The 21,936-nt window shown below is 72.9% G+C and carries 20 protein-coding genes and 2 pseudogenes; 10 read left to right on the forward strand and 12 right to left on the reverse strand.

The window, feature by feature from the left end; all coding sequences use genetic code 11:
* The first annotated feature begins 507 nt into the window (after nucleotides 1-507).
* Complete coding sequence (locus AC4IHM_RS18775; protein ID WP_490868169.1) at nucleotides 508-1,170, forward strand: HAD family hydrolase; 663 nt, start codon at nucleotides 508-510, stop codon at nucleotides 1,168-1,170.
* On the opposite strand, the gene AC4IHM_RS18780 is transcribed toward AC4IHM_RS18775, so the two are convergent.
* The gene (locus AC4IHM_RS18780; RefSeq protein ID WP_490868170.1) at nucleotides 1,119-1,397 is read right to left on the reverse strand and encodes a hypothetical protein; all 279 of its coding nucleotides are present in this window, start codon (nucleotides 1,395-1,397) and stop codon (nucleotides 1,119-1,121) included. The two genes, AC4IHM_RS18775 and AC4IHM_RS18780, sit on opposite strands and share 52 nt — an antisense overlap.
* Nucleotides 1,398-1,569: 172 nt before the next feature.
* Between AC4IHM_RS18780 and AC4IHM_RS18785 the strand changes: the two are divergent.
* Nucleotides 1,570-1,947: pseudogene (locus tag AC4IHM_RS18785) on the forward strand (cold-shock protein); the annotation flags it as partial.
* Between the two features lie 20 nt (nucleotides 1,948-1,967).
* Here the strand turns inward: AC4IHM_RS18785 and AC4IHM_RS18790 are convergent.
* From AC4IHM_RS18790 to AC4IHM_RS18805, 4 genes and pseudogenes are all read right to left on the reverse strand, one after another.
* A pseudogene (locus tag AC4IHM_RS18790) lies at nucleotides 1,968-2,823 on the reverse strand (1,4-dihydroxy-6-naphtoate synthase).
* The gene (locus AC4IHM_RS18795; RefSeq protein ID WP_490870866.1) at nucleotides 2,813-3,508 is read right to left on the reverse strand and encodes a futalosine hydrolase; all 696 of its coding nucleotides are present in this window, start codon (nucleotides 3,506-3,508) and stop codon (nucleotides 2,813-2,815) included. Before AC4IHM_RS18795 ends, AC4IHM_RS18790 begins: the two are co-directional and overlap by 11 nt.
* A 23-nt stretch (nucleotides 3,509-3,531) precedes the next feature.
* On the reverse strand, nucleotides 3,532-4,044 hold the full coding sequence (locus tag AC4IHM_RS18800; RefSeq protein ID WP_490868171.1) for a DUF2771 domain-containing protein: 513 nt from the start codon (nucleotides 4,042-4,044) through the stop codon (nucleotides 3,532-3,534).
* Nucleotides 4,045-4,102: 58 nt separating this feature from the next.
* A complete protein-coding gene (locus tag AC4IHM_RS18805; protein ID WP_490868172.1) occupies nucleotides 4,103-5,494 on the reverse strand; it encodes an MFS transporter in 1,392 nt (463 codons plus the stop codon).
* A gap of 333 nt (nucleotides 5,495-5,827) precedes the next feature.
* Between AC4IHM_RS18805 and AC4IHM_RS18810 the strand changes: the two genes are divergently transcribed.
* A complete protein-coding gene (locus AC4IHM_RS18810) occupies nucleotides 5,828-6,715 on the forward strand; it encodes a DUF3027 domain-containing protein (RefSeq protein ID WP_490868173.1) in 888 nt (295 codons plus the stop codon).
* Between the two features lie 168 nt (nucleotides 6,716-6,883).
* Nucleotides 6,884-10,006: a sacsin N-terminal ATP-binding-like domain-containing protein gene (locus AC4IHM_RS18815; protein ID WP_490868174.1), complete on the forward strand. Its 3,123-nt coding sequence runs from the start codon at nucleotides 6,884-6,886 to the stop codon at nucleotides 10,004-10,006.
* Nucleotides 10,007-10,024: 18 nt separating this feature from the next.
* Here the strand turns inward: AC4IHM_RS18815 and AC4IHM_RS18820 are convergent, their stop codons facing one another.
* Nucleotides 10,025-12,418, reverse strand: coding sequence for an HAD-IC family P-type ATPase (locus AC4IHM_RS18820; protein WP_490868175.1), 2,394 nt, complete (start codon nucleotides 12,416-12,418; stop codon nucleotides 10,025-10,027).
* Between the two features lie 99 nt (nucleotides 12,419-12,517).
* The gene (locus AC4IHM_RS18825) at nucleotides 12,518-12,796 is read right to left on the reverse strand and encodes a DUF2530 domain-containing protein (protein WP_490868176.1); all 279 of its coding nucleotides are present in this window, start codon (nucleotides 12,794-12,796) and stop codon (nucleotides 12,518-12,520) included.
* 188 nt (nucleotides 12,797-12,984) lie between these two features.
* Here AC4IHM_RS18825 and AC4IHM_RS18830 point away from each other — a divergent pair, with 188 nt between their 5' ends.
* Entirely contained in the window at nucleotides 12,985-14,442 is a 1,458-nt protein-coding gene (locus tag AC4IHM_RS18830) for an NCS2 family permease (protein ID WP_490868177.1), read from the forward strand.
* 25 nt (nucleotides 14,443-14,467) lie between these two features.
* Here AC4IHM_RS18830 and AC4IHM_RS18835 read toward each other — a convergent pair whose 3' ends face one another.
* On the reverse strand, nucleotides 14,468-14,656 hold the full coding sequence (locus AC4IHM_RS18835; RefSeq protein ID WP_490868178.1) for a ribbon-helix-helix protein, CopG family: 189 nt from the start codon (nucleotides 14,654-14,656) through the stop codon (nucleotides 14,468-14,470).
* A gap of 150 nt (nucleotides 14,657-14,806) precedes the next feature.
* On the opposite strand from AC4IHM_RS18835, the gene AC4IHM_RS18840 reads away from it, so the two are divergent.
* The 3 genes from AC4IHM_RS18840 to thpR are packed head-to-tail and all read left to right on the forward strand — an operon-like array spanning nucleotide 14,807 to nucleotide 17,246.
* Entirely contained in the window at nucleotides 14,807-15,244 is a 438-nt protein-coding gene (locus AC4IHM_RS18840) for a MarR family winged helix-turn-helix transcriptional regulator (RefSeq protein WP_490868179.1), read from the forward strand.
* Between the two features lie 26 nt (nucleotides 15,245-15,270).
* The gene (locus AC4IHM_RS18845; RefSeq protein ID WP_490868180.1) at nucleotides 15,271-16,632 is read left to right on the forward strand and encodes an MFS transporter; all 1,362 of its coding nucleotides are present in this window, start codon (nucleotides 15,271-15,273) and stop codon (nucleotides 16,630-16,632) included.
* Nucleotides 16,633-16,673: 41 nt separating this feature from the next.
* Nucleotides 16,674-17,246, forward strand: coding sequence for an RNA 2',3'-cyclic phosphodiesterase (gene thpR, locus AC4IHM_RS18850; RefSeq protein ID WP_490868181.1), 573 nt, complete (start codon nucleotides 16,674-16,676; stop codon nucleotides 17,244-17,246).
* 130 nt (nucleotides 17,247-17,376) lie between these two features.
* Here thpR and AC4IHM_RS18855 read toward each other — a convergent pair whose 3' ends face one another.
* Together AC4IHM_RS18855 and AC4IHM_RS18860 are read right to left on the reverse strand one after the other, a co-directional pair.
* Nucleotides 17,377-18,369 (reverse strand): aldo/keto reductase, encoded by a 993-nt coding sequence (locus tag AC4IHM_RS18855; protein ID WP_490868182.1) that lies wholly within the window; start codon nucleotides 18,367-18,369, stop codon nucleotides 17,377-17,379.
* Between the two features lie 67 nt (nucleotides 18,370-18,436).
* Complete coding sequence (locus AC4IHM_RS18860) at nucleotides 18,437-19,117, reverse strand: GDSL-type esterase/lipase family protein (RefSeq protein WP_490868183.1); 681 nt, start codon at nucleotides 19,115-19,117, stop codon at nucleotides 18,437-18,439.
* Between the two features lie 100 nt (nucleotides 19,118-19,217).
* Here AC4IHM_RS18860 and AC4IHM_RS18865 point away from each other — a divergent pair, with 100 nt between their 5' ends.
* A complete protein-coding gene (locus AC4IHM_RS18865) occupies nucleotides 19,218-20,198 on the forward strand; it encodes a lactonase family protein (RefSeq protein WP_490868184.1) in 981 nt (326 codons plus the stop codon).
* On the opposite strand, the gene AC4IHM_RS18870 is transcribed toward AC4IHM_RS18865, so the two are convergent.
* Both AC4IHM_RS18870 and AC4IHM_RS18875 read right to left on the reverse strand, forming a co-directional pair.
* The gene (locus AC4IHM_RS18870; RefSeq protein ID WP_490868185.1) at nucleotides 20,172-20,684 is read right to left on the reverse strand and encodes a hypothetical protein; all 513 of its coding nucleotides are present in this window, start codon (nucleotides 20,682-20,684) and stop codon (nucleotides 20,172-20,174) included. The two genes, AC4IHM_RS18865 and AC4IHM_RS18870, sit on opposite strands and share 27 nt — an antisense overlap.
* 66 nt (nucleotides 20,685-20,750) lie before the next feature.
* Nucleotides 20,751-20,975: a DUF397 domain-containing protein gene (locus AC4IHM_RS18875; protein WP_490868186.1), complete on the reverse strand. Its 225-nt coding sequence runs from the start codon at nucleotides 20,973-20,975 to the stop codon at nucleotides 20,751-20,753.
* A gap of 175 nt (nucleotides 20,976-21,150) precedes the next feature.
* On the opposite strand from AC4IHM_RS18875, the gene AC4IHM_RS18880 reads away from it, so the two are divergent.
* Complete coding sequence (locus AC4IHM_RS18880; protein ID WP_490868187.1) at nucleotides 21,151-21,918, forward strand: DUF6879 family protein; 768 nt, start codon at nucleotides 21,151-21,153, stop codon at nucleotides 21,916-21,918.
* Nucleotides 21,919-21,936 lie beyond the last annotated feature (18 nt).

Here is a 21,936-nt window from a genome sequence, read left to right on the forward strand (position 1 = left end):
GCCGTCCGCGGCGGGCGGGGATCATCGGGTTCCCACCCCGCCGGGGCGTGGCCGGGGCACGGGCCCGGCGCCGGAGGCGTGGACAGGAGCCTGGCGGTGGGGTGTGGTCCCGGTGTCGGGGCGCGGGCCTGGCACAGGGGTGTGGTTCGGGTGTCGGGGCACGGTCCCGGTGCCGGGGGCGTGGACAGGGGCCCGGCGGTGGGGTGTGGTCCCGGTGTCGGGGTGTGGTTCGGGTGTCGGGGCACGGTCCCGGTGCCGGGGGCGTGGACAGGGGCCCGGCGGTGGGGTGTGCTCCCGGTGTCGGGGAGTGGCTCGGGTGTCGGGACACGGGCCCGGTACCGGCGGCGCAGACAGGGGCCCGGCACCCGGGCACGGCCCTGCACCGGGGCCAGTGGGCAAGGGCCCCGCGCCGGGGCCGGAGTCGGGGCGAGGGTGGGCCCTCGTCGGACGCGGGCCCACGTCCAGTCGTCCCGGCCGCTCCCGGCAGGGACCGGCACAATGGGAGCCATGGCCATCGCGACCCGCCCCGCGCCCACCGTCGGTTTCGATCTCGACATGACGCTGATCGACTCGCGGCCCGGCATCCGCGCCTGCTACCTGGCGCTGAGCGAGCGGACCGGGACGTACGTCGACGCCGATCTGGCCGTCACGCGGCTCGGGCCGCCGCTGGAGGAGGAGCTGGCCCGCTGGTTCCCGGCCGAGGAGGTCGGGGCCACCGCCGATCTGTACCGGGCGATGTACCCGGCGTACGCCGTCGCCGCCACGCCCGCGCTGCCCGGCGCCCGCGAGGCCGTCGCCGCGGCGCGCGAGGCCGGCGGGCGGGCGATCGTCGTGACCGCGAAGTACGAGCCGAACGCCGTACTGCACCTGGCGCACCTCGGCATCGAACCGGACGCCGTGATCGGCGACCTGTGGGCCGAGCAGAAGGCCGTCGCGCTGCGCGAGCACGGCGCGCGTGTGTACGTCGGCGACCACGTCGGCGACGTACGCGGGGCGCGCGCCGCGGGCGCCCACTCCGTGGCCGTGGCCAGCGGCCCGTGCGACGCCGAGGAACTGCGCGCGGCCGGCGCCGACGTGGTCCTCGCCGACCTGACCCGGTTCCCGCGGTGGCTCGCGGGCTACCGGGACGGCGAGGGCGACGCCGAGGGGCTCGACGCGGCACGCGCCTGACGCCGCCCGGCCGCGATGGACCGGAACACCCCCGCCGCGGCGACGAGGAAGCCCACTCCCATCAGCATGCTCAAGCCGAACATGTAGGTGGGAAAGGGCGTCGTCCCCAGAAACAGCGGGGCCACCGTGACCAGTGTGGCCACGGTGCCGACGAAGAAGACGATCGCACCGGCGCGGATCAGTCGGTCACCGGCCGCGGCGGAATTCGTTTGGGTTTTGTCACGCACCCGACCAGGGTAGTTCCCAGCCCGAGGGAACAGCCGGGTGACGTTTGTCACCGGACTGAAGACCATTAGCCTTGGTACCGGCGGGTCCGGACGACCCGCCCAAGTGCTATCAAAAGCCGTTCCGAGCACATTTCCGAGCAGTTTTCCGACGAGTACGAGGACGAGGACAGACGTGCCTACCGGCAAGGTCAAGTGGTTCAACAGTGAGAAGGGCTTCGGCTTTCTCTCCCGTGACGACGGCGGTGACGTCTTCGTCCATTCCTCGGTCCTCCCCGCCGGAGTCGAGACACTGAAGCCGGGACAGCGCGTCGAGTTCGGTGTCGTCGCCGGACAGCGCGGTGACCAGGCCCTCTCCCTCGCCCTGCTGGACCCGGCCCCGTCGGTCGCGGCCGCGCAGCGCAAGAAGCCCGACGAACTGGCCTCCATCGTCCAGGACCTGACGACCCTCCTGGAGAACATCACCCCGATGCTGGAGCGGGGCCGCTACCCCGAGAAGACCGCGGGCAAGAAGATCGCCGGCCTGCTCCGCGCGGTCGCCGACCAGCTCGAACGTTTGACCCCGGGGGCCCGTCAGGGGAAGGCCAGCGCGTCCGGGCCGAGGGCCGGCACCAGACCCTCGGCCGCCGCGCGGGTCAGCAGGCCCCGGACCGCCGCGTAGCCGTCCTCGCCGAGGTCGGCCGTGAACTCGTTGACGTACAGCCCGATGTGCTGGTCGGCGACGGCCGGGTCCATCTCCTGGGCGTGCGCCATGACGTACGGCCGGGACGCCTCCGGGTCGTCCCAGGCCGCGCGCACCGAGGCGCGGATCGCGTCGGCGAGCCGGGTCAGCCGCTCCCCGCCCAGCGACCGCCTGGCGATGATCGCGCCGAGCGGGATCGGCAGCCCGGTGGTCCGCTCCCAGTGCTCGCCCATGTCGGCGAGCCTGTGCAGCCCGTAGTTCCGGTACGTGAAGCGCGCCTCGTGGATCACCAGGCCCGCGTCGACCTTCCCGTCCCGCACGGCCGGCATGATCTCGTGGAACGGCATGACGACGATCTCCCCGACCCCGCCGGGCACGGTGTCCGCCGCCCAGAGCCGGAAGAGCAGGTACGCCGTGGACGTTCTCGCTCGGCACCGCGACCGTGCGGCCCCGCAGCCCCGCGTCCGCGTCCGCCTCCCGGGACAGCACCAGCGGCCCGCAGCCCCGGCCCAGCGCGCCCCCGCAGGGCAGCAGGGCGTAGTCGTCGAGGACGTACGGCAGCACGGCGTACGACACCTTCAGCACGTCGCGCTCGCCGCGCTCGGCCATGCCGTTGGTGAGGTCGATGTCCGCGAACCTCACGTCGAGGGCGGGCGCCCCCGGTACGCGGCCGTGGGCGAGGGCGTCGAAGACGAAGGTGTCGTTGGGGCAGGGCGAGTACGCGATCTGCAGGGTCTCAGCGCTCATGTGGGTTCCAACTCGTGAGGACGGGTGCGAGCTTCCCGAAGGCGTCCGTCAGGGCCGTGAGCGCCTCGTCGACGCGCCAGGCGGCGCGGTCGCGCGGGCCCACGGGGTTGGAGACCGCGCGCAGCTCCAGCACGGGCACCGCGTGCGCGGCGGCGGCCTCGGCGACGCCGAAGCCCTCCATGGCCTCGGCCAGGGCACCCGGGTGGCGGGCGCGCAGCAGGGCGGCGCGTTCGGCGGTGCCGGTGACGGTGGACCCGGTCAGGACGGTGCCGGGACGGGCCCCGCTCGCGGCGGCGACGGCGCGGACGAGGCCGGCGGGCGGCCGGTGGGTGACGGTGCCGAAGCCGAGTTCGGTGACCGGCAGGAAGCCGTCGGCGGTCTCGGCGCCCAGGTCGGCCGCGGTGATCGCGTCGGCGACGACGAGCGAGCCGACGGGCGCCCGCGGTACGAAGCCGCCGCCGATGCCGGCCGAGACGACCAGTCCGTAGGGGGCGCCGTCGAGGGCCGCGGCGGTCAGGGCGGCGGCGGTGGAGGCGGCGGCGAGGGCGGGGCCGACCCCGGCGGCCAGCAGGTCCCAGCCGCCCGGGAGCCGGTGCAGGGCGACCCCGGGGCGGGGCACCCGCGTGCCCGGCTCCGGGAACGCCCGAGCCACCGCGTCCCGTTCGACGGGGACCGCGGTGGCCACGAGGACGCGTGCGGGGGACGTGGTCAGTCGTCCTTCTTCAGCTCGAAGACCCACACTCCGGTGATCTTCTCGCTGCCGTCCTTGCCGTCCCGGGCCGCGACGGCGACGTTCGTCGAGTTGCCCTGGGCGCCGTACTGGGCGTTGAAGAACACGCTGCCCGGGACGGTGCGGTAGGTCTTGGAACTGTCCTCGACCAACTGCTGACCGTTCATCAGGATCGTCCAGTGCTTGTCGGCGATCTCCGGGTCGACCCCGAAGCGCACGGTCTCGTCCTGGTCGACGGTGATGGACTCCGCGTCCTTGTCCTGGAGGCACTTGGTGATCTCGGCCTCGGAGAGGGTCTCGCCCTTTCCGCCGCAGGTGGCCTCGGAACTGATCGAGTCGCTGCCGACCGTGATCGTCGAGATGGCGGTCGGCTCGTCACAGGCGGACAGCAGCAGGAGTCCGGCGGATACGGTGCCGACGGCGGCGACGGCACGGCGGCGTCGCACAGCGCGGTGTCCGAGAGCGGCGGTGCCGCGGGGCAACGTGGTCATGTCCGAAGGCTATATGGCGCTCCGTGCCGTCTCCCCACCTGGGTGCGGCGTGGCGTGGTCACGCCACCCTCGGTCGGGCAGGTCCGCCGTGCCGGGCCGAATCGAGCAACCCCCGTACGGTCGTCAGCCACCCGGCGGCGATGATCGCGGCGGCCACCGACAGACCCAGCGTGCCGTTGAGCGGCAGCACGATGCCGACCGCCCCGCCGAGCACCCAGGCGACCTGGAGCAGCGTCTCCGAGCGCGCGAACGCCGAGGTGCGGACCAGTTCGGGCACGTCCCGCTGGATCAGCGCGTCCAGGGACAGCTTGGCCAGCGCCTGCGCGAACCCCGCGACCGCGGCCAGACACGCCACCAGGGCGGCGCTGAAGAACACCGCGGCCGTCGCCGCCGCGCCCGCCACGATCGCCACGACCGTCACGATGATGATCTCCGGCGCCCGCGATCGCAGCCACGAGCCGACCGCCGTGCCCAGCGCGTTGCCCGCGCCGGCCGCGACGCCCACGATCCCCAGGGACACGGCCGCGCTCTGGCCCGTCATCGGGTGCACGCGCAGCAGGAAGGCAAGGAAGAAGATCAGGAAGCCGGTCAGGCAGCGGATGGCGGCGTTGGCGGCCAGCGCGTGCGTCACCGCCGGGCCCACCGTGCGCAGGCCGGGGCGCTTGCCCGGCTTGCGGAGCGGGCCGGGCAGATGGCGCTCGTCCGCGGCCAGCAGCGCCCGGTCCTCGCCGCGTGCCGAGTCCACCTTCCGCGGCAGCGTGAACGACAGGACGGTGCCCGCCACGAAGATCACGAAGGCGCCGTACAGCGGCCAGCGCGGGCCCACCTGCTGGAGCCCGGCCCCGATCGGCGCGGCGACACCGGTGGCCAGCAGCCCGCACAGGGTGACCCGCGAGTTCGCCTTCACCAGGGAGAAGCGGGGCGGCAGCAGCCGCGGCACCACCGCGCTTCTGACCACGCCGTACGCCTTCGAGGCGACCAGTACGCCGAGCGCGGCCGGGTACAGCTCCAGGCCGCCGCCGATGACCGCCGCGGACAGCACCAGCGCGAGCAGCGCCCGTGCGGCCATCGCGGCCGCCATCGCCGCCCGGCGGCCGTGCGGCAGACGGTCCAGGAGCGGGCCGATCACCGGCGCGAGGAGTGTGAAAGGCGCCATGGTGATCGCGAGGTAGAGCGCGACCCGGCCGCGCGCCTCGTCGGTGGGCACGGAGAAGAAGACGGTGGAGGCGAGCGCGACGGTGATCATGACGTCGCCCGCGCCGTTCACCCCGTGCAGTTCGATCAGCTTGCCGAGGCCGGACTCGCCGGCGCCGTGCGCGTGTGTCGCCCGGCGGATGCCGCGCACGGTCCCGGTCACCGGCAGGCGCAGCACCCGGCCGAGCGCGCGGAACCGGGAGCCGGGGCCCCGCCTCCGGCTCCCGCCCCTGAACTCCGTCCGTGCGGCTGCCACCCCGTCATAGTGCCCCGACAGCGCGGGCTATAGCGTCGATACGGTCCGGATGGCGGTGATCGAGTCGGATGACACACCCGCGGATCGCGGTACCGTACCCCGCCGAAACTCCCGTCGGTGTAGGCCCAGCGCACGTGAGCAGGTAGCGTGCCTAGCGCGCCGTGGCGAACGTTCTCGGCCGCGCGCCTTACGGCCATCCCGCAGAATGGATGACGTAGGTGTGCCCGAGCGCGATCGGGCGCGGACGTCGACGCGGTCCACAGGTCCGCTCCGTCCGCCCCCTCGCAGGAAGCGGCGCACTCGTGAGACGGCGTATGGAGAGAAGCGATACCTGTGAGCGCAGCGACAACGCGAAGCCGCACCCCTGACCGTCTGTGCGCCGAGGCCGTCGACCTCGCCCGCGCCGCAGCCGAGGAGGCCGCCGCACCAGGCGTCGTCGGCGAGCACGAGGGCCTGGTGTCGGAGGGTGACCGTGTCGTCACCCACTTCTTCGCCTGCAAGGAGCTGGGATACCGCGGCTGGCGCTGGGCGGTGACCGTGGCCCGCGCCTCCCGCGCCAAGATCGTCACGGTGGACGAGGCGGTGCTGCTGCCCGGCCAGGACGCGCTCCTCGCACCCGAGTGGGTGCCGTGGAGCGAGCGGCTGCGCCCCGGCGACATGGGGCCCGGCGATCTGCTGCCCACCGACGCGGAGGATCTGCGGCTGGAGCCCGGCTGGACCGGCGAGGACGAGCCGCCGCCCAACTCCGCCGTCTCGCACGAGATGGCCGAGCTGGTGGAGGCCGAGGACGCCGAGGTCACGGCGGGCCCGCCGGCCGAGCTGACGACCGTACCGGCGCGCGGCACGATCTCGGCGGTCGCCGAGGAGCTGGGCCTGCACCGTACGCGGGTGCTCTCCCGGTACGGCCTGCACATCGCCGCGGACCGCTGGGAGGAGGGCTTCGGCCCGAAGACCGCGATGGCCCAGGCCGCCCCCGCGCCCTGCGTCAGCTGCGGCTTCCTGGCCCGGATCGGCGGCTCGCTCGGGCAGGCCTTCGGGGTGTGCGCCAACGAGTTCTCCCCCGCGGACGGGCACGTGGTGTCGCTGGCCTACGGGTGCGGCGGGCACTCCGAGGCGGCGGTCATGCCGACGCCGCCGCGGGTGGCTCCGCCGGTGATCGACGAGACGCGGGTGGATCCGTTTCCGCTGCGGCCCGCGTCGGCGGAGCCGGGGCGTTCTTAGGCGCGGCGCCGTTCGCGGGTGCGGGTGCGTGGGGGCGGGGGTTCCTGGGGGCTGCGCCCCCAGACCCCCATCGGCCTGACGGCCTCGTCCTCAAACGCCGGACGGGCTGACAGTGGTCGGTGTTCCGATCGGCGGTACCTTCATGGTCCGTCGATGAGGAGAGTCACCGTGAGCATGTTCGTACGGCCTGCCGCCGAAGGTGCGGACCCGTTCGGTACGGCACGTCTGCGGCGCGGGGTGCTGGACGCCTGGGCGACGAGCCCGGCCCGGTTCCGTGAGGACGCCAACGCGGAGGAGGACCTCGTCCTCGGCGGCTACCGCGACCGGCTGGTCGTCGAACTCGCGCAGAACGCCGCCGACGCCGCCGCACGGGCCGGCGTGCCCGGCCGGCTCCGGCTCACCCTGCGCGACGGCGTCCTCGTCGCCGCCAACACCGGCGCCCCGCTGGACGCGGTCGGCGTCGAGTCGCTGTCCACGCTGCGGGCCTCCGCCAAGCGGGACGCCCAGGACGGCTCGGTCGGCCGGTTCGGGGTCGGCTTCGCCGCCGTCCTGGCCGTCACCGACGAGCCCGCCGTCGTCGGCCGGCACGGCGGCGTGCGCTGGTCCCTGGCCGAGGCCCGCGACCTGGCCGCCGGCACCGTCCGGCACAGCCCCGGCCTCGGGGACGAGATCCGGCGGCGCGACGGACACGTCCCGCTGCTGCGGCTGCCGTTCTCCGCCGAGGGCAGCGCACCGGGCCCCTACGACACCGCCGTCATCCTCCCGCTGCGCGACCCGGCCGCCGCCGACCTCGCCGAACGGCTCCTGCACGCCGTGGACGACGCCCTGCTCCTGGCCCTGCCGGGCCTGGAGGAGGTGGTGCTGGAGGTGGCCGACGACGTACGCACCCTGTCCCGCCGCACCGAGGACTCGCTGACCGTCGTCGAGGACTCCCGCGAGGGCGTCACCCGCTGGCGCACCCGCGCCGCGCACGGGCCCCTCACCCCGGACCTGCTCGCCGACCGCCCGGTGGAGGAGCGGCTGCGCCCCCACTGGTCGGTGACCTGGGCGGTGCCCGTCGACACCGACGGCAGCCCCGCGCGGCCCCGCACCAGCCCCGTCGTGCACGCGCCCACCCCCAGCGACGAGCCGCTCGGTGTGCCCGCGCTGCTCATCGCCTCCTTCCCGCTGGACTCCACCCGGCGGCACGCCGCGCCCGGCCCGCTGACCGACTTCCTGACCGAGCGGGCGGCCGACGCCTACGCGGCGCTGCTCGCCGACTGGCGGCCGGTCACCGCCGGGATCATCGACCTGGTGCCCGGCCCGCTGGGCAGGGGAGAGCTGGACGGCACGCTGCGGCAGGCGATCCTCGCGCGGCTGCCGCGCACCTCCTTCCTGCCGCCGGCCGTCCGGCCGCGCGAGGACGACCCCGACCTGCCCGAGTCCCTGCGGCCCCGCGACGCCGAGGTGGTCGAGGGCGCGGGCGCCGACACCGTGGGCGTCCTCGCCGAGGTGCTGCCCACCCTGCTGCCCGCGGGGCTTGAGCGCCGCGCCGAGCTGCGCACCCTGGGCGTGGCCCGGGTGCCGCTGACCGACGCCGTCGACCGGCTGGCGGGTCTTGAGAAGGCCCCCACCTGGTGGCGGCGGCTCTACGACAGCCTCGCCGGCGTCGACCCCGACCGGCTGTCCGGGCTGCCGGTGCCGCTCGCGGACGGCCGTACGACCATCGGGCCCCGGCAGGTGCTGCTGCCCTCCCCGGACACCGCCTCCCCGGCCCCGGAGGCCCTCACCCGCCTCGGCCTGAAGGTCGCCCACCCGGACGCCGCCCACCCGCTCCTGGAGAAGCTCGGCGCGCTGCCCGCCACCCCGCGTGCCGTGCTCACCACCCCGCAGGTCAGGGCCGCCGTCGCCGCCTCCCTCGACGACGAGGGCGCCGCGAACTGGGAGGAGGAGGGACCCGACGCCGAGGAACTGGCCGACACCGTCCTCGGCCTGGTGCGCGACGCCGGGCTCGACGCCGGGGACGAGCCCTGGCTCGGCGCGCTCGCCCTGCCCGACGAGGACGGCGAACTCTCCCCCGCGGGCGAACTCGTCTTCCCCGGCGGCCCCTTCGCCCAGGTCATGCGCGAGGACGAACTCGCCGCCGTGGACGGCGAACTCGCCGAGAAGTGGGGCCCCGAGCCGCTGGCCGCCTGCGGCGTGCTCGTCACCTTCGCGCTGGTCCGCGCCACCGACGTCGTCCTCGACCCGGACGAACTGGAGCCCCGCGAGGGAGACTTCGCCGAGCCGGACGACGCGGGACTGCTGGACGCCGTGGACGTGTGGAGCGAGGACGTCCTCGACCGCTTCCCGGACACCCCCGTCCCCCCGGTCGCCACCGAGATCACCGCCGTGCGCGACCTGGACCTCGTGGACGACGACCGCTGGCCCCAGGCCCTCGCCCTGCTCTCCCGGCCCCCGCTGCGCGACGCGCTCGTCGAGCCCGTACGGGTCCTGCTGCCCGACGGCACCCACGAGGTCGTACGGCCGTACACCGCGTGGTGGCTGCGCGGGCACCCGGTGCTCGGCGGGCGCCGCCCGGCCGGACTGCGCGCCGCGGGCGGCGACCCGCTGCTGCGGGGCCTGTACGACGAGGCCGACGCCACCGGCTTCGAGGACGAGCAGGTGCTGCGCGCGCTCGGCGTACGCACCTCGGTGGCCGCCCTCCTGGACGAGCCCGGCGGCGCGGCCGAACTCCTCGACCGCCTCGCCGACCCCGGCCGCCCGGTCACGGCCGCCCAACTGCACGCCCTGTACGGCGCGCTGGCCGAACTGGACCCGGACCGGGTCACCCTGCCCGACGAGCTGCGGGCCGTGACCGACGGCCGGGTGGAGGTGGTGGACGCCGCCGACGCCGTGGTCGTCGACTCGCCCGACCTGCTGCCCTTCACGTCGGGCGTGCCGCTGCTGCCGGTGCGGCCGGCCAGGGCCGCCGAGCTGGCGGAGCTGTTCCAGGTGCGGCGGCTGAGCGAGTCCGTCACCGGCCGGGTGGACTCCGAGGGCACCGAGCACGAGGTGCCGGAGCCGGTGCGGGTGCTGCTCGGGGCGCGGACCCCGGCGTCGTACGTGGAGCACGGGGAACTGGTCGTCGACGGCGTGGCGATCGACTGGCGGCTGACCGACGACGGCGTGCCGCACGCCGCGACCCTGGAGGGGGTGGCCGCCGGGCTCGCGTGGGCGGCCGGTCAGTGGCCGCGCCGCTTCGAGGTCGCGGCGCTGCTGGAGGACCCCTCACGCACCCAGGAGCTGGCCCGGGACCGCTGGTTCGACTGAGCCACCGGCCCCGGCCGCCTAGGCGGGAAAGCGGCGGTCGGTCCACTTCCACACCAGTTCCAGGACGGCCGCCGCGAGCACCGCGACGGCGACGGCCGTCCACGGCATCGTCACGCCCACCAGCCGCAGCGCGAAGAAGTCCTGGAGCCAGGGCACCACGAGCACCAGCAGGAACGCCGCGCCCATCGACACCACCAGCACCACCCGCCACCAGGTGTAGGGCCGGGCGATGATCGCCAGCACCCACATCGAGACCAGGAACAGCGTCAGCGTCGCCGCGCTGGTCTCCGCCTCCAGCGCCCCCGGGCCGGAGTAGTGGTGCCGGGCGAGGAGATACGTGGCGAAGGTCGCCGCCCCCGCCACCACCCCGCCCGGGATCGAGTACCGCATCACCCGCCGTACGAAGTGCGGCCGGGCCCGTTCCCGGTTCGGGGCGAGGGCCAGGAAGAAGGCGGGGATGCCGATGGTGAGCGTGGAGAGCAGGGTGAGGTGGCGGGGCAGGAAGGGGTACTCGACCTGCGAGCAGACCACCAGGATCGCCAGCAGCACCGAGTACACGGTCTTCACCAGGAACAGGGTCGCGACCCGGGTGATGTTGCCGATGACCCGCCGGCCCTCGGCCACCACCGACGGCAGCGTGGCGAAGCTGTTGTTGAGCAGCACGATCTGCGCGACCGCCCGGGTGGCCTCCGAGCCCGAGCCCATCGCCACGCCGATGTCGGCGTCCTTGAGCGCCAGGACGTCGTTCACGCCGTCGCCGGTCATCGCGACGGTGTGGCCGCGCGACTGGAGGGCGCCCACCATGTCCCGCTTCTGCTGCGGGCTGACCCGCCCGAACACCGTGCCCCGGTCGAGGACCTCCGCCATCTCCTCCCGCCCGGCGGGCAGCCGGCGCGCGTCGACGACGGTGCCGGACAGCCCGAGCCCGGCGGCCACCGCGCCCACCGACACCGCGTTGTCCCCGGAGATGACCTTGACGCGGACGTCCTGGTCGGCGAAGTAGCGCAGGGTGTCGGCCGCGTCCGGCCGCAGCCGCTGCTCCAGGACGACCAGGGCGGCGGGCGTGGCGCCCTCGCCCACCGCGGGGGCGTCCAGGGCGTGGGCGGCGCGCGCGAGCAGCAGCACCCGCAGGCCCTGTTCGTTGAGCCGCCCGGTCTCGGCGAGCGCCGGGTGGTCCTCGGCCAGCAGCACGTCCGGCGCGCCGAGCAGCCAGGTGCGGGACGTGCCGTCGCCCTCGGTGAAGGTGGCGCCGCTGTACTTGCGGGCGGAGGAGAAGGGCAGCGTGTCTGTGTGCTGCCAGCCGGCGTCCGCCGGGCAGGCCTCGATGACGGCCTTCAGGGAGGCGTTCGGGCGCGGGTCGGCCGCGCCGAGGGCGCCGAGCACCGTGCGGACGTAGACCTCGTCGGCGCCGTCGAGCACGCGCAGTTCGGTGACGTCCATGCCGCCCTCGGTGAGGGTGCCGGTCTTGTCCAGGCAGACGGTGTCGACGCGGGCCAGGCCCTCGATCGCGGGCAGTTCCTGCACGAGGCACTGCTTGCGGCCGAGCCGGACCACGCCGATCGCGAAGGCGACGGAGGTGAGCAGGACCAGGCCCTCCGGGACCATCGGCACGATGCCGCCGACCGTCCGCGCGATCGAGTCGTCCAGGTTGCTCTCCTTGGCGAGCAACTGGCTGAGCACCAGGCCGATCGCGGTCGGCACCATCATCCACGTGATGTATTTCAGGATCGTGGAGATGCCGGAGCGCAGCTCGGACTGGACCAGCGTGAAGCGGGAGGCCTCCTCGGCGAGCTGGACGGCGTAGGCCTCGCGCCCCACCTTGGTGGCGCGGAAGGCGCCGCCGCCCGCGACCACGAAGCTGCCGGACATGACCGGGTCCCCCGGCTGCTTGACGACCGGGTCGGCCTCGCCGGTCAGCAGCGACTCGTCGATCTCCAGCCCGTCCGCCTCGACGCACTCCCCGTCGACGACGGCCTTGTCCCCGGGCCCGATCTCGATGATGTCGTCCAGCACGATCCGCGAGGTGGCGACCTCGGCGGCCTTCCCGTCCCTGCGCACCGTGGGCCGGACCTCACCGATCAGGGCCAGCGAGTCGAGCGTCTTCTTCGCCCGCCACTCCTGCACGATGCCGATGCCGGTGTTGGCGAGGATCACGAAGCCGAACAGGCCGTCCTGGATGGGCGCGACGAACAGCATGATCACCCACAGGACGCCGATGATCGCGTTGAACCGGGTGAACACGTTGGCGCGGACGATGCCGGTCAGCGAGCGGCTGCTGCGCACCGGCACGTCGTTGACCTGGCCGCGGGCGGTCCGTTCGGCGACCTCGGCCGCGGTGAGACCGGTCGCCGGGGAAGAGGCGGAAACGGGGTCCGCCGGATCGAGCCGACCGCCCGCGTCGAGATGCGTCATGCCCTCGACGGTACGTGCGGTTTTCCGCCTTCACTCGCCGAATACGGCGAAGATCCGACCTGGGGACGAGACGGCCCCGCGCGCCGTGCTGCCCTGGTACTACGCGGAGGGCGAGTCCGCGCCCGTCCGCCCCGCGGCGGCGTCGCGCCTGATCGCGGCCTCGCGCCTGCGGACGTACCAGATGCCGATCAGGCCGAGCCCCGCGCCGGCCAGGCAGGTCCACACCCACCAGGCGTGCCCGCGGTCGTCGTACCAGCCGTAGAAGGGCAGTTGCGCCAGGAAGAGGACGAACCAGAGGATGGTGCCGCCGACGATGGTCGGGACCACGGGGCCCTCCAAGGGCTCCGGTGCCTCGTGTGTGGGTGTCCACTTCTTCATGCGTACAGCTTACGAGGAGGACGAGGAGGACGAGGCCGCGCGGTCGGCGCGGCCCCGCCCGCATCTACGCGCGGAGATGGCCATCCATGGCTCATACGTTCATACTGAATCCGTTTGTCTCTGACCGCTTTCATTCGTAGGAAACGCCAATCAGGCCGTGGGGGAACCTGTTGGTGACGAGGTTCAGCATGCCCACCTCGGCGTCTGCCAAGGTCCCCCCGTCCCCCGACCCGTCCGAAGACCGGCACCCCCCGAAGAACGGTCTCGACCGCTACTTCAAGATCTCCGAGCGCGGCAGCACCCTGCCCCGCGAGATCCGCGGCGGCTTCGCCACCTTCTTCGCGATGGCCTACATCATCGTGCTGAACCCGATCATCCTGGGCAGCGCGAAGGACATGTACGGCCACCAGCTCGACAACGGCCAGCTGGTCACCGCGACCGCCCTGACGGCGGCGTTCACCACGCTCCTGATGGGCGTCGTCGGCAACGTCCCCATCGCGCTGGCCGCCGGGCTCGGCGTGAACTCCGTCGTCGCCCTCCAGCTCGCCCCGCGGATGTCCTGGCCGGACGCGATGGGCATGGTGGTGCTCGCCGGCCTCGTCGTCATGCTGCTGGTCGCCACCGGTCTGCGCGAGCGCGTGATGAACGCCGTGCCCTACGGCCTGCGCAAGGCGATCGCCATCGGTATCGGCCTGTTCATCATGCTGATCGGGCTCGTCGACTCCGGGTTCGTCACCCGGATGCCGGACGCCGCGCAGACCACCGTCCCGCTCCAGTTGGGCACCGGCGGTCACCTGGTGGGCTGGCCGGTGCTGGTCTTCGTGCTCGGCGTGCTGCTGACCCTCGCGCTGATCGTCCGCAGGACGCCCGGCGCCATCCTGATCTCGATCGTCGTGATGACCGTCGTCGCGGTGGTCCTCAACGCCGTCACCGACATCGCCTCGTGGGGCCTGACCACTCCCGAATGGCCCGGCAACCCGGTCGCCACCCCCGACTTCGGCCTGATCGGCGAGGTCAGCCTGTTCGGCGGGTTCGGGAAGGTCGGCGTCCTGACCGGCGTGCTGTTCGTCTTCTCCGTGCTGCTGTCGTGCTTCTTCGACGCGATGGGCACGATCATGGGCGTCGGCGACGAGGCGAAGCTGACCGACGGCGAGGGCCAGATGCCCGGCATCAACAAAGTCCTGTTCGTCGACGGCATCGCGGTCGCCGCGGGCGGTGCCAGCTCCTCCTCGGCCACGACCTGCTTCGTGGAGTCCACGGCCGGCGTCGGCGAGGGCGCCCGCACCGGCTTCGCCAACATCGTCACCGGCGCGCTGTTCGCCGTGGCGCTCTTCCTCACGCCGGTCGCCACGATGGTCCCGTCCCAGGCGGCCACCCCGGCGCTGATCGCGGTCGGCTTCCTGATCCTGGCCGGCTCGATCACGGAGATCGACTGGTCCGACTTCACGATCGCCATGCCGGCCTTCGTGACGATGCTGATGATGCCGTTCACCTACTCGATCACCAACGGCATCGGCATGGGCTTCCTCACCTTCGCGCTGCTGCGCCTGGCGGCCGGGCGGGGCCGGGAGGTCCCGGTGGCGATGTACGTGGTGTCGGCGGTGTTCGCCTTCTACTACCTGATGCCGGCCCTGGGCCTGACCTGATCCCCGCGGCGGTGCGGCGGCACGCTCACGTGACCCCGTAGAAGCGCTCCGTCTCCTCGACGGCGGTCTTGAACCGCTCGTCGAAGTCATCGCGAATGAGCGTCCGGACGACATAGTCCTGGACGCTCATTCCTCTTTTCGCCGCATGGTCCCGGAGCCGGTCGAGCAGCTCCCCGTCCATCCGCAGGCTGAGCACGCTGGTCCCCATACGCACGAGAGTCGCCCCCGTCGGCCGGGTGTTGCTCGCATTTCCGGAATCAGCTCACTCGTACGGGTGAACTCTGGGTTTCAGTGGCCCGTGTCACGGGTGTGCGGGCGGGCAAGCGGTGGTATTTCGCGAGCCTAATGAGTTACGCTAAGGAACATGCCGGACCTCAAGCATGGCGACGACGCCGCCGCCGTGAACTCCCTGCGCTCCGCCGTGATGCGGCTGTCCCGTCGGCTCAAGCACCAGCGGGTCGACGAGTCGCTCAGCCCCACCGAGATGTCGGTGCTTGGCACCCTGTCGGTCTGCGGCAGCGCGACCCCGGGCGAGCTGGCCCGCAAGGAACACGTCCAGCCGCCCTCCATGACCCGCATCGTGGCCCTCCTGGAGGCCAAGGGACTGGTGCGGCTGGACCCCCATCCCGAGGACCGGCGCCAGAAGGTCGTGACGCAGACCGAGCAGGCCGTGGTCATGCTTGAGGAGAGCCGCCGCAGGCGGAACGCGTTCCTGGCCACGCTGATCGAGGGACTCGACGAGGACGAGTGGGCGAAACTGCGCGCCGCCGCCCCCGTGCTGGAGAAGCTCGCACACCGGTAAGCAGCATTCACGAGGAGGCGAACCTTTTGAGTACGGGATCCGGAGCAGCTTCCGCCCCCGCACCGGACGGCCAGGACGATCCGACCAACCCCGGCGCCCCGCGCAGGACGTCGATGTTCGCCTCCCTTCGGGTGAGGAACTACCGCCTGTTCTTCATGGGGCAGGTCGTCTCCAACATCGGCACCTGGATGCAGCGCATCGCCCAGGACTGGCTGGTGCTCAGCCTCACCGGCTCCTCGGCCGCCGTCGGCATCACCACCGCCCTGCAGTTCCTGCCGATGCTCTTCCTCGGTCTCTACGGCGGTGTCCTCGTCGACCGGCTGCGCAAGCGGCCCACGCTGCTCGCCACCCAGTCGTCGATGGCCGTCACCGCGCTCGCGCTCGCCGTCCTCACCCTGACCGGCCACGTCCAGGTCTGGCACGTCTACGTCGCCGCCTTCACGATGGGCCTGGCCACCGTCATGGACAACCCCGCCCGCCAGTCCTTCGTCTCCGAACTGGTCGGCCGGGACCAGCTGCAGAACGCGGTCAGCCTCAACTCGGCCAACTTCCAGTCCGCCCGCCTGGTCGGCCCCGCCGTCGCCGGCCTGATGATCACCGGCGTGGGCACCGGCTGGGCGTTCCTCGCCAACGGCCTGTCCTTCGTCGCGCCGCTCAGCTGCCTGCTGCTCATGCGCGCCCGCGAACTGCACGTCGTCCAGCGCACCCCGCGCGGCAAGGGCCAGCTGCGCGAGGGCCTGCGCTATGTCGCCGGACGCCCCGAGCTGATCTGGACCATCACCCTGGTCGGCTTCATCGGCACCTTCGGCTTCAACTTCCCGGTCTTCCTGTCCGCCTTCGCCGACGACATCTTCGACGCGGGCGCCGGCGCCTACAGCCTCTTCAACACCCTCATGGCCGTCGGCTCGCTGGCCGGCGCCCTGCTCGCCGCCCGGCGCGGCACGGCCCGGCTGCGCGTCCTGATCGCGGCCGCGCTGGCCTTCGGCACCCTGGAGATCGTGTCCGCGACGGCCCCCGCGCTGTGGCTCTTCGCGCTGCTCATGGTCCCGATCGGCGTCTTCAGCATGACGGTCAACGTCACCGCCAACACCACCATCCAGATGTCCACCGACCCGGCCATGCGGGGCCGCGTCATGGCCCTGTACATGATGGTCTTCCTCGGCGGCTCCCCGGTCGGCGCGCCCATCGTCGGCTGGGTCACGGACACCTACGGCGCCCGGGTCGGCCTCGCCGCGGGCGGCGCCGTCGCGGCCGGCGCCGCGCTCGTGATCGGCCTGGTGCTGGCCCGGGTGGGCAACCTGCGCCTGTCGGTCTGCTGGCGCCGCGGCCACCCGCAGGTGCGCTTCGTGCCGCGCGAGCGCCACGAGGAACTGGCGTCGGCGGCCTAGCCGCCCGGTCCGGGGAGGGGGAGCCCTGGGAGGGTGACGGCATGAGACTGTTCGCCGCCGTGCTGCCGCCCGAGGACATCGCCGCCGCGCTCGCCGCCGAGGTGGCCGCGCTGCGCGGGCTGCCCGGCGCGGACGGGCTGCGCTGGACCGGCCGCGCGGGCCGGCATCTCACACTCGCCTTCTACGGCGAGGTCGACGACGGCCTCGTACCCGCCCTGTCGGCCCGCCTGGAGCGGGCCGCCCGGCGCACCGCGCCCTTCCCGCCGGCCCTGCGCGGCGGCGGCCACTTCGGGCACGGGCGGGTGCTGTGGGTGGGCGTGCGGGGCGACCTGCCCGCCCTGCGCATACTGGCCGGCCGCGCGGAGGCGGGGGCGCGCGGGGCGGGCGTCCCGATGGGGGAGCACCGGCAGCACCGGGCCCACCTGACGCCGGCCCGCGGCCGGGAGGCCCACGACGTGCGGCGCTGTGTCGAGGCGCTGGACGGCTTCACGAGCCGCGCCTGGACGGTGACGGACCTGGCCCTGGTGCGCAGCCGCCTGCCGAGGTCCGGGGTGCCGGGGGAGCGGCCCCGTTACGAGGCGGTCGCCCACCACCGGCTCGGCGCGTCCGGCTAGGCTCGGGGACGTGGACCCGAAGACCCGTAACCGGATCATGGCCGGTGTGCTCGTGCTGATGCTCGTCGTGGTGGCACTGGCGGCGGCGCTCGGGTAACAGCCCCCGGACGCCGCCGCCCCGCCCCGCCGGCTACCAGGCGAACGCCTCCGGAGAGGGCCCGGGGCCCGGGAAGATCTCGTCGAGTCCGGACAGCAGCTCCTGCGACAGCTCCAGCTCCACCGCCCGCAGCGCCGACGCCAACTGCTCGGCGGTACGCGGGCCCACGATCGGGCCGGTCACGCCGGGCCGGGTCAGCAGCCACGCCAGCGCGGCCTCGCCGGGTTCGAGACCGTGCTTGTCGAGCAGGTCCTCGTAGGCCTGGAACCGGGCCCGGCCCGCGGGGTCCGCGAGGGTCTCGGCCGCCCGCCCGGAGGCGCGCCGCCCCTTCGTGGCCTCCTTCTTGAGGATCCCGCCGAGCAGCCCGCCCTGCAGCGGCGACCAGGGGATGACCCCGAGGCCGTACTCCTGCGCGGCCGGGATGATCTCCATCTCGGCCCGGCGCTCGGCCAGGTTGTACAGGCACTGCTCGCTGACCAGGCCGATGGTGCCGCCGCGCCGGGCGGCGGTCTCGTTGGCCTGGGCGATCTTGTACCCGGGGAAGTTGCTGGATCCGGCGTAGAGCACCTTGCCCTGCTGGACCAGTACGTCGATCGCCTGCCAGATCTCGTCGAATCCGGTGGCGCGGTCGATGTGGTGGAACTGGTACAGGTCGATGTGGTCCGTTTGGAGCCGCTTCAGGCTGGCGTCGACCGCGCGCCGGATGTTCACGGCGGACAGCTTGTCGTGGTTGGGCCACGCCTCGCCGTCGGCGCCCATGCTGCCGTACACCTTGGTGGCGAGGACGACCTTGTCGCGCCGGTCGCCGCCCTTGGCGAACCAGTTGCCGATGATCTCCTCGGTACGGCCCTTGTTCTCGCCCCAGCCGTACACATTGGCGGTGTCGAAGAAGTTGATACCGGCGTCCAGCGCCGCGTCCATGATCGCGTGACTGTCGGCCTCGTCGGTCTGCGGACCGAAGTTCATGGTCCCGAGGACGAGCCGGCTGACCTTGAGTCCCGTGCGTCCGAGCTGCGTGTACTTCATGCTCCCAGCCAACGGCTTGGAGTGCGCTCCAGGCAAGCGGAGTGTCCGCAGGACCGGCCGATCCGGCCTACGGGGCGGCGCGGTACGGCCCGCCCAGGCCCCACTCCTCGTGCATCGCCTCCGCGAAGGCCTCCGCGATGCGGTGTTCGCCGCTCTCGTTGGGGTGGGTGCCGTCGTAGGTGTCGGTGTGGAAGTCGTACGACTGCGGCGGCGGGACGAGCAGCAGCGCGGAGGCCGGTTCGTCGAGGTCGGCGGTGGTCTTGGCGAGGAGTTCGTTGAAGTGGGCGACCTGCTCGGCGAAGGACGCGTCGGCCTCCACGCGGATGTTCGGGAGCACCGGCATCACGGCCATGCGCATGCGCGGGTTGGCCGAGCGCGCCCCGGCGACGAAGGCCCGGACGTTGTCGGCGGTCTGCTCCGCGTTCGTGTAGAAGCCGAGGTCGATCAGGCCGAGCGAGACCAGGAGCGCGTCCGCCCGGTGGGCGCGTACCGTCTCGCCGATCACCGGGGCCATGTGGTGCCAGCCCTCGCCCCAGCCGGCCAGGTGGGCGCGGGGGAAGCCGGGATCGGCGTAGGCGTACGAGGTGGCGGCGTCCGTCGTGCGGTCGTGCAGTGTCTCGCGCGGGCCGACGAGGGTGAAGGGGCGGCCGTACTCGGCGCACAGATGCTGCCACAGCCGGTAGCGCCACGTGTGTTCGCCGGCGCTCCCTATCGTCATGGAGTCACCGACGAACATGAACCTGAGCATCCGCTCATCATGGACGATCGGCCTGGTCGGCGCGATGTGAGCCCGGCCACCCGGGGTGACCTCGTGCGTGAACAACCGTGCGGGATGGCAGGCTTGGCGCATGCGCCGACCCTTCGCCCTCCTCGCCTCGGCCCTTCTTGTGGGCGCGTTCGCCGTGCCCGCCTCGGCGGCCGACGGGGACGAGGGGCCCGCCGGGAGCGGCGGGTTCACGATCAAGGACCCGCGCATCACCGAGTCCAGCGGCCTCGCCGCCTCCCGTCTGCATCCCGGCGTCTACTGGACGCACAACGACCAGGACACCGGCCCCTACCTCTACGCCGTGGACGGCGCCACCGGCGAGACCGTGGCCCGGGTCGCCATGTCCGGCGTCGGCGCACCGCGCGATGTCGAGGCGATCTCCATCGGGCCCGGCAACAGGATCTTCGTCGGGGACATCGGGGACAACCTCGGCGGCACCTGGCCGTACGTGTGGATCTACGAGCTGCCCGAGCCGACGGAGCTGAAGGACCAGACGGTGCGGGCGACGCAGTACGTCGTGAAGTACTCCGACGGCCCCCGGGACGCGGAGTCGATGGTCGTCCACCCGAAGACCGGGCGGGTCTACATCATCGACAAGAACGAGGAGGGCGGGCACCTGTACGAGGGCCCGGCGAAACTCTCCCCGTCCGGCACCAACGTCTTCCGGCCCACCGTCCCCGTCGACCTGTGGGCCACCGACGTGGCGTTCTCCCCGGACGGCGGGCAACTCACCGTGCGCGGCTACCTCGGGGGCATCTGGTACGACTGGAACGACGGCGAGATCAAGCGCCGGGGGCGGATCAGCGTGCCCCTCGGGCAGGGCGAGTCCGCCACCTACACCATCGACGGCAAGAAACTGCTGCTCGGCATGGAGGGCGTCAACAGCCCCGTCAAGGCCCAGGACGCACCCGGGGCGGACGGCGGCCCGTCCTCGGGCCCGGGGAAGGACTCCGAGGGGTCCGCGGGCCCCGGTGGGGACAGGCTCAAGGTCGGGACGGTCGGCCTGCTCGTCGCGTGCGCCGCGGTGTTCTTCGGGCTACGACGGCTGTTCCGACGCAGCTGAGCGCTGCGCGGACGTGGGGGTGTCCTCGGGGCAGGGCAGGGTGCGGGGCTCGTCGCCGGGGGAGCAGTTCACCAGGGCGAGGGAGAGGTACGCGGGGCGTTCGAGGTAGTAGCCCAGCGACACGTCCCCGCCCCACCTCAGCCGGGCCTCCGCCGAGGCGACGAGGGCGGTCAGGCGGTGGGCGTCACGCTGGGCGTCGGACGTGAAGCGGGGTGCGTACTCGGCGAGTCGGTCGCGGAGCCAGGCCGCCGCGTCCGCCGGGTCCGGCCAGGTGCCGCGTACCTGTGCGCGGGGTTTGCGCAGCCAGTCGCGTGTTTCCAGCGGGGGCAGGTCGCAGGAGGGGAACTCGGCGGCGACCTCGCGATAGCGCTGGATCAGTTCAGGCCGGCTTCCGGCGGGCGGCGGCTCGGGATGCGGGGGGCGCCGCAGGGCCTCCTGATCGAAGCGGGGCTTGGGGCCGACCCAGAGGTAGCCGTGGTGATGCACCGGGGGTCCTTCGGTGTGCCCCTTCCCGACCGGGCGGCCGGGAAGGGGGGGGCGAGAGGCGGTGGTTCAGAGGGGCAGTCCGAACCGGGTGGGGTCGATCCCGGCCACGCTCAGCTCCTCCGAGGTGAACCGCAGCGGCTCGGCGTCCGGCCGCTTGCTGTCTCCGAGGGCCCAGGCGTTCGGGCCGATGCGGGCGAGAGTGACGCATCCCTCGCTGCAGGGGCCTCCGCAGGCCTTCGTGAACGAGGCGTTGGAGAGGTCGAGTCGGTACAGGTCGTCTCGGTACGGCATGTCGTCCCCTTCTGCTTGGTGTGGCTTCGGGGAGACCGTAGGGAGGGGGAGGGGAGCGGGAGGAAGAATATTCTCGATTATTCTCACCCGGTGACTCTGCATGCATGGACATGCACACAGAGTCACCCGCATCCTGGGTGCGCAACATCGTCGAGAGCCAAGGGAGTTGTCGCACATGACGCGCAGGCTGCGTTTCAACGGGAACGGAAGTCTGGGGGGCGGATGCCCGTCGGTGCATGAGGATCTGGACAGTGGTGAGGTGATCGTGCACGGTCCGCCGCTGACCGACCCCGGGGACCTCGCACGGCTCCAGGACCGCTCGGAGGGCGAGGTGGCGGTGGTCGTGCCCCGAGACCTGCTGGTGGACTGGTCGCCGAAGGAGCGGACGCGCGAGGTGAAGACCATCGGGCTCAAGGAGTTCTCCGGGCTGTTCGACAAGTTCGAGCACACTGCGTGGCGGCTGGAGACGCGGCAGCGGTACGCGAGCGACGAGGCAGGCGACCGCTGGGCGCAGTTCGTCGAGACCGGTTCGGTGGGCGAGACCTGGGTTGAGAGTGAGGGGGTGAAGAGGTGGGGCGACATGGTGCGCGCCCAGGTCGCCCAGGGAAAGCGGATCGAGCGGGTACGCCTTGTGGACCGGCCCGCCACCACCGGACAGCGCTACCTTTTCGACTCCGCCAAGTGGAACATCGGCAACGGCGAGGACATTCGCAACATGTGGCGAGCCGACGCGGACCGACTCCGGCTCCCCGCCGAGGACTTCTGGCTGTTCGACAGCCGCCTCGTCGCGCTCCTGCGGTTCGATGACGACGATCAGCTCACGCATGTGGATCTGATCACCGAACCGGCAGAGGTGGTGCGTTGCTCCAGGGTGCGCGATGCTGCTTGGCATCACGCCGTGTCGCGGGAGCGGTTCGCGGTGGAAATGGGCGGCGACACGTAAGGGCAAGAGCGGGTACCG

The organism is Streptomyces sp. SL06, assembly GCF_058244745.1.